This window comes from Ornithinibacter sp. (assembly GCF_035443565.1).
GTDB lineage: Bacteria > Actinomycetota > Actinomycetes > Actinomycetales > Dermatophilaceae > Fodinibacter.
In genome coordinates this window covers 29,971-36,110 of record NZ_DAORSO010000009.1, presented here as the reverse complement: position 1 = coordinate 36,110, position 6,140 = coordinate 29,971, and the positions used below count along the sequence as shown (strand labels likewise).

Below are 6,140 nucleotides of genomic sequence, written 5' to 3'. Positions count from 1 at the left end.
ACCATCGCAGGACAACGGATGTGGTGCGGACGTGAACCTTGGGGCACCGGGCGAGGAAGTATCGGCCGAGCAGACGGGTGAAGGAGGAGTGGCGGTGGCGCAGCCGGTGGACTTCTCCCTGCGGCAGATCGCGGTGCCGGCCTTCGGCCCGTCGGCGATCTGGTCGATCGGGGTCGGGGCCGTGCTGCCGGTCGTTGCCCTGAGTGCCCGTGGGCTCGGGGGCTCGATCGCCGTGGCGGCCCTGTTCGTGGGGCTGACCGGCCTCGCGGAGATCGCTGCCGCCGTGCCCGCCGGTGTCCTCGTCGAGCGGATCGGCGAGCGCCGGGCGATCGTGCTCGCGGGCGTGGTGGATGCCGTCGCGTGCCTGCTGGCGCTCGTCGCACCGTCGCTGTGGGTGCTCGCTCTGGCGGTGCTGCTCATGGGGCCGTCGGCGGCGATCTTCCTGCTGGCCCGCCAGAGCTACCTGACGGCGGCCGCGCCGGTGCACCTGAGGGCCCGGGCCATGTCGACCCTGGGAGGGGTCACCCGGATCGGGCTGTTCATCGGGCCGCTCGTCGGGGCGCCCGTCGTGGCCCGGTGGGGGCCGCAGGCCGCGTTCGGCGTCGCGGTCGCGGGAGGGTTGCTCGCGTCGCTCCTTGCCTGGCGGACAACCGATCTCACGGCGCACGAGGAGAGCGCGCAGGGTGGGCGGGCCCGGGTACCGGTGGCCCGGGTCGTCGCGGAACACCGGCGGGTGCTGCTCACGGTCGGGCTCGGTGTGCTCGCGATCGGGCTGGCCCGCGCGTCACGGGTGGTCGTCGTGCCGCTGTGGGCCGAGAACATCGGGCTGGATGCCGCGCAGACCTCCCTCGTGTTCGCTGCCGCCGCGTTCGTCGAGGTGCTGTTGTTCTGGCCGGCCGGCATCGTCATGGACCGGTACGGACGGGTGTGGGTGGCGCTGCCCGTTGCGCTGCTGCTCGGCGGAGGTCTGATCGTGCTGCCCCTCACGGCGTCGCTCGTGGGCGTGGCGGTGGTCACGCTGGTCATGGGGGTCGGCAACGGGATCGGCTCCGGCATCGTCATGACCCTGGGGGCGGATGCCGCGCCGACGGTCGGGCGGGCACCCTTCCTCGGCGTGTGGCGCCTGCTCTCCCTCGTGGGCACGAACGGGGCTGCGGTCGTCCTCGCGGCGGTGGCTGCCGTGGCGTCGATCGCGGCCGCCAGCGTGGCCGTCGGCGCGCTGACCCTGGTCGGCGGCGCATGGCTCGCGCGATGGCTGCCCGAGTACGACCCGAGGCGGGGTCGGGCGACGTAAGGGGGTATGGGCTGGCGTCCCGTTAGGCTTACCTGTGTGACCGACCTCATCGACACCACGGAGATGTACCTCCGCACGATCTTCGAGCTCGAGGAGGAGGGCATCACACCCCTGCGTGCCCGCATCGCCGAACGCCTCGGGCACTCCGGCCCCACGGTTTCGCAGACGGTGGCACGGATGGAGCGTGACGGGCTGCTCGCGGTGGCCGGCGACCGGCACCTCGAGCTGAGCGAGCAGGGCCGCACGCTCGCGACCCGCGTCATGCGCAAGCACCGCATTGCTGAGCGCCTGCTCGTCGACATCATCGGCCTGGAGTGGGAGTACGTCCACGACGAGGCCTGTCGGTGGGAGCACGTCATGTCCGACCGGGTTGAGCGCAAGATCCTCGCGATGCTGCCTGATCACGCGCTCTCTCCCTACGGCAACCCGATCCCGGGGCTTGAAGAGCTCGGGGACTTCGGCGAGCGGATCGACTTCCGTCGCGGCCTGTCCACGCTCGAGGAGGTGGCTGGTGCCGAGCCCGTGACCGTGGTGGTACGCCGGATCGGTGAACCGGTGCAGGTCGACTCCGAGGCGCTCGGGCTGCTGACCACCGTCGGTCTGGTGCCGGGGCAGCCCGCCCGGGTGCGGCGCGACGGGGTGAGGGTCATCGCGTGGCGCGACGGGTCGCAGGAGTCGACCGGGGTCTCGCTCCCGGGGGACATCGCCTCCCACGTCTTCGTGCAGGTGACCTGAGAGTCGCTCCTGCCGCAGTGACGTTCGCGTCTGTGCAGGTCAGCGGCGTGCCGGGTGGCTGTTCGTGACACCTGGTGACCGTCGTCTCGTTACCGGAATGTGACTTTCCCCGAGGTCCCCGTTACCGTTGGGGGAATTCGTATCCCCCTCGGAAGGTCCTCCAACCTCGTGTCACGCCACAGCATGCCCGGGCGCCGCCGCGCCCCCGGCGCCGTCCGGCGTCTCCCCGACGGCTTCTCACGCCTCGGCGCGACCTGGGCCGCCAAGACCGTCGCGACGGTCGGAGTCGTGGGCGGAGCCGTCCTCGCGGTGTCCCTCCCGGTCTCGGCGAGCCCGACCACCTTGGCGCTGCCCGCCGCAGCGAGCAGCGACGGTCAGAGCCGAACGGCCGCGTTCACGGCCTCGCGCTCCGAGGCTCGCGCCGCCGCGCCAGCAGCCCCCGCCGTGGAGGCCCCCGCGGATGCCGCTCCGGCAGCGCCCGAGACTGTCGGCGTGGCCGGTGTCAAGGCCGTCGCCAAGCCGAAGCCGAAGCCGAAGCCCAAGCCGGTCGCCGAGAAGGCCTCCTCCTCCTCCTCTTCATCGTCGTCACCGGCCCGCAAGGTCAACGTCAGCTCAGGGGCCGTGTCCTCCAAGTGCGGCAGCATCGGTCTGGACAGCAACGCGGCCCGGCTGTGCACCGTGGTGCAGAAGACCTTCGGGGTCTCCTCGATCGGTGGCTACCGACCCAACGCCGGGGAGCACAGCACGGGTGAGGCGATCGACTTCATGATCTCGTCCCGAGGCCAGGGCGACGCCATTGCTGCGTTCGTCCAGGCCAACGTCGGTGCGTATGACGTCAAGTACGTCATCTGGCGTCAGCGCTACTGGGCGCCCGGCAAGTCCTGGCGGATGATGGAGGATCGCGGATCGATCACCGCGAACCACTACGACCACGTGCACGTCACCGTCAACTGACGACTTCCTGACCTTTCCGGCGAGAAGCCGGGCAACGCGCCGTCCCCACGGCCGTTGCCCGGCTTCTCGCAGTAGGGGCGGGCGCGGCCCCGGCGAGGTGACGCGACTCGCCCGTGATCGTTTTGTGACTTTTGCCGGGCGGTGCTACTTTCGTATGGCCTTCCCATCCGTGGAAGGTGCTCACGGAGTCACCGCCGAGTCCTGTCAGACACCGTGAGGCACCACGCACCACCGCCGGCAGGAGCGGGGGAACCACTTTCGGAGTCCAGCACCATCGTGACTCCTTGGGGTGAAGCCGGTGACGACCTTCGGGTCTGAGCCGGCCGGGCAACCTCAGCCCGAACCCGACAGCTCACCCCGTAGGCACTGAGAGGCTCACCGTGCTCGACACTGCTCCTTCGGGACGCCACCGCGGCGCCACCCGGTACAACCCCTGGTCCGAACTCTCGACCATCGTCAAGAGCGCCGGACAGAACGGCGTCAAGGCCACGGCCGTCCTCGCTGCTTCCGGTGGTCTGGCCGCGACCTTCGCCCTCCCGGCCCAGGCCCAGCCGCGCGCCGACGTCGCTGCAGCCTCCGAGGCCGCCACGGCCCCGGCCGCCGCGGCAGCCCCCGTGGCTCTGGCCCCGTCGGTCGTCGCGCCGGCCGTCGCGGCCCCCGTGGCGACCGAGGTCGTGGGCGTCGTCGGCGTCACCGCTGTCGCGAAGCCCAAGCCCAAGCCGCGCCCCGTCGTGGTGCAGGCCGAGGTCGCCAGCAGCCGAGGCAACACCTCCGCCTCGCGCAGCACCAGCGCGCGCTCGACCACGAGCACCAAGAAGGCGTCCACCCAGACGAAGGCGACGTCCGCCAACGTCCCGCAGTCCGCCAGTGGCGTGGTGAACATCGCCCGCGGCCTGCTCGGCATCCCCTACGTGTACGGCGGCTCGACACCCTCCGGGTTCGACTGCTCCGGGTTCACCCAGTACGTCTTCCGCAAGGCAGGGATCTCCATCCCGCGCACGGCCTCGGCCCAGCAGCGTGCGGCCACCAGGGTCAGCAACCCCGAGCCCGGTGACCTCGTGTTCTTCGGTTCCCCGGCCTGGCACGTCGGCATCTACACCGGCAACGGCATGATGATCGACTCGCCGAAGCCGGGCAAGTCCACCTCCGAGCGCCGGGTGTTCTCCGGCGTCAGCGGGTACGGCCGCTTCTGACGGGCCCGGTGCTCGCAGTCTGAGTCCGCCGCGGGGTGGGGCGCCATGCCATGCTGGCGCTCCACCCCGTTCGGGGTGGTGGCGCCGTGGTCGCGGGCCACGCGCCCGAAGTGGAGGGCGAGCCGTGTGCGGTCGTTCCGTGCCGACCGTTGGTCGCGGTCGTCCACGGCGGGTGATGTGGGCGCCCGTGGATCGTTCCTACGGTCGTGGCGACCGCTTGTCGACACCGAAGGAAAGGCTGGCCATGGGGCTCTTGCGAGGACGACACGACGGCGGCGACGACACCCGTCGCTTCCAGATGAAGCAGAAGCTCGCGTCCATCGGGGACGACTTCTGGATCGAGGACCAGCACGGCGCCCGCGCGTTCAAGGTGAACGGCAAGGCGGCGCGGATCCGCGAGACGTTCGTCCTCGAGGACGCGACCGGGCGCGAGGTCGCGAAGATCCAGGAACGCAAGCTCTCCGTCCGCGACAAGATCGACATCGAGCGTGACGGTCACACGGTGGCGACCGTGCACAAGGCCCTGGTCGGCATCCGCGACCGGTTCGTCATCGACCTCGACGGGGGCGAGGGCCTCAAGGCCCATGGCAACGTCCTCGACCACGAGTTCGAGGTCGAGCGTGACGGTCACACGGTGGCGCACATCTCGAAGAAGTGGTTCCGCGTCCGGGACTCGTACGGGGTGGAGATCTCCCCGGGCGAGGACGCGGCACTGCTGCTGGCGGTCGTCGTCGCCGTCGAGGCCCTCACGGACTGAGTGACCAGCACCCGGGCGCCGGGCCCGGGTGCACCCGGCTCCCGTCTGCTCGAGGAAGACCAGTTCGTCCGGGGCCCGACGGCAGGCCGTCGCGCCGAAGGCCCGCCCTCTCCTCCATGCTCATCGCGGTCCCCAGATCCCGGCGCTCGCCGTGCGCTGTTCGTGCAGCGACGCGTTGAGCGTGGCCGCGGCGATGAACAGCCGACCCAGGATGTAGAGCCAGAACAGGAAGGTCGCCGCCACACCGAGGATGCCGTACAGCGCGGTCGCGCTCGCGAGCTTCGGGGCGAGAAACCAGATGGTGACGATCGTGAAGGCATGGATGCCCACCGCCACGAGCACGGCGCCCGGTACCAGGCCCCGCCACATCGCCACCCGGTGCGGGAGCAGTCGCGAGATCGCCAGCCAGATCGCGCCCGGCAGGGCCGTTGACGCCAGGGCGGTCAGCACGGCCAGCGCCTGGCTCGACGAGTGCAGCCACGCCGTGACCGACATCGACGCGAAGAGCGCAAACGCCGTCCCCGAGAAGGTGAGCGACAACACCCACGAGCGTGGCGGCGGGGGTGCCGGGATGCCCCAGACCGCAGCATGGACGAGCACGAGCGCCTTACCCCCGAGGTACCCCGTCCAGAGCAGCAGCCACGTGCCGACGACCAGGACCCACCAGCGGTTCGGCTGCGCCGCCCGGGCCAGGTCGAGGATGATCTCGGAGGCCGGGGGAAGGATCCCCATCGTGCCCAGCATGCGCTCGCGCCAGGAACCCTGGGTGAAGCCGAAGGCCCCGGTGAAGAGCAGCGACACGGCGATGAGCCAGAAGAACAACCGGTAGGCCACACCGCCGGCGAGGACGCCCGCGGCGACCCGCTTGTCGCGGTCGGCGAGCCGGAAGCCGACATCGACGGACTGATGGGTCTCTCTCGCGGCCAGACTCCACGCGGTCGCGCGCCGTGCCGTCGCGCGCAGGCGCTCGACGGTCCCGGGGGCGGGGAGCGGGACCGTCGGGGCCGCGGACGGCGTACCGCTGGACGTCAGGGCTGCGGGGCTCGCGACGCTCTCCCCGGGTTCGCTGCGGTCGCGGCTCTCGGTCACGACCCCAGTGGACCCCCCGGGGCGGCACGGTTGCGTCACCCGTCGCGGGTTACCCGCTCACTCGGGGCGGGTGGTGCCCCTGTGGGCTGTCGCTGCGAGGCTTGCCCCCAAGCACCGA

The 6,140-nt window shown here is 71.3% G+C and carries 6 protein-coding genes and 1 riboswitch; of the genes, 5 read left to right on the top strand and 1 reads right to left on the bottom strand.

The window, feature by feature from the left end; translation table 11 throughout:
* Positions 1-94 precede the first annotated feature (94 nt).
* The 5 genes from PLL68_RS02535 (at position 95) to PLL68_RS02515 (ending at position 4,933) form a co-directional block, all read left to right on the top strand.
* Positions 95-1,294: an MFS transporter gene (locus tag PLL68_RS02535; RefSeq protein WP_324531354.1), complete on the top strand. Its 1,200-nt coding sequence runs from the start codon at positions 95-97 to the stop codon at positions 1,292-1,294.
* A gap of 36 nt (positions 1,295-1,330) precedes the next feature.
* Positions 1,331-2,029 carry an iron-dependent transcriptional repressor DtxR gene (locus tag PLL68_RS02530; RefSeq protein WP_324531353.1) on the top strand — a complete coding sequence of 233 codons (699 nt, stop codon included), beginning with the start codon at positions 1,331-1,333 and terminating at the stop codon, positions 2,027-2,029.
* 168 nt (positions 2,030-2,197) lie between these two features.
* Positions 2,198-2,983 (top strand): VldE C-terminal domain-containing protein, encoded by a 786-nt coding sequence (locus PLL68_RS02525; RefSeq protein WP_324531351.1) that lies wholly within the window; start codon positions 2,198-2,200, stop codon positions 2,981-2,983.
* A 216-nt stretch (positions 2,984-3,199) separates the two neighbouring features.
* Positions 3,200-3,361: riboswitch (cyclic di-AMP (ydaO/yuaA leader) on the top strand.
* A gap of 2 nt (positions 3,362-3,363) precedes the next feature.
* Positions 3,364-4,176 carry a C40 family peptidase gene (locus PLL68_RS02520; RefSeq protein WP_324531349.1) on the top strand — a complete coding sequence of 271 codons (813 nt, stop codon included), beginning with the start codon at positions 3,364-3,366 and terminating at the stop codon, positions 4,174-4,176.
* A gap of 244 nt (positions 4,177-4,420) precedes the next feature.
* A complete protein-coding gene (locus tag PLL68_RS02515) occupies positions 4,421-4,933 on the top strand; it encodes an LURP-one-related/scramblase family protein (protein WP_324531347.1) in 513 nt (170 codons plus the stop codon).
* A gap of 120 nt (positions 4,934-5,053) precedes the next feature.
* Here the strand turns inward: PLL68_RS02515 and PLL68_RS02510 are convergent, their stop codons facing one another.
* Positions 5,054-6,022, bottom strand: coding sequence for a YihY/virulence factor BrkB family protein (locus PLL68_RS02510; protein ID WP_324531345.1), 969 nt, complete (start codon positions 6,020-6,022; stop codon positions 5,054-5,056).
* Between the last annotated feature and the right edge of the window lie 118 nt (positions 6,023-6,140).

Coding starts and splice junctions, on each gene's coding strand:
- PLL68_RS02515 (WP_324531347.1), top strand. CDS start 4,421: ATGGGGCTCTTGCGAGGACGACACGACGGCGGCGACGACACCCGTCGC.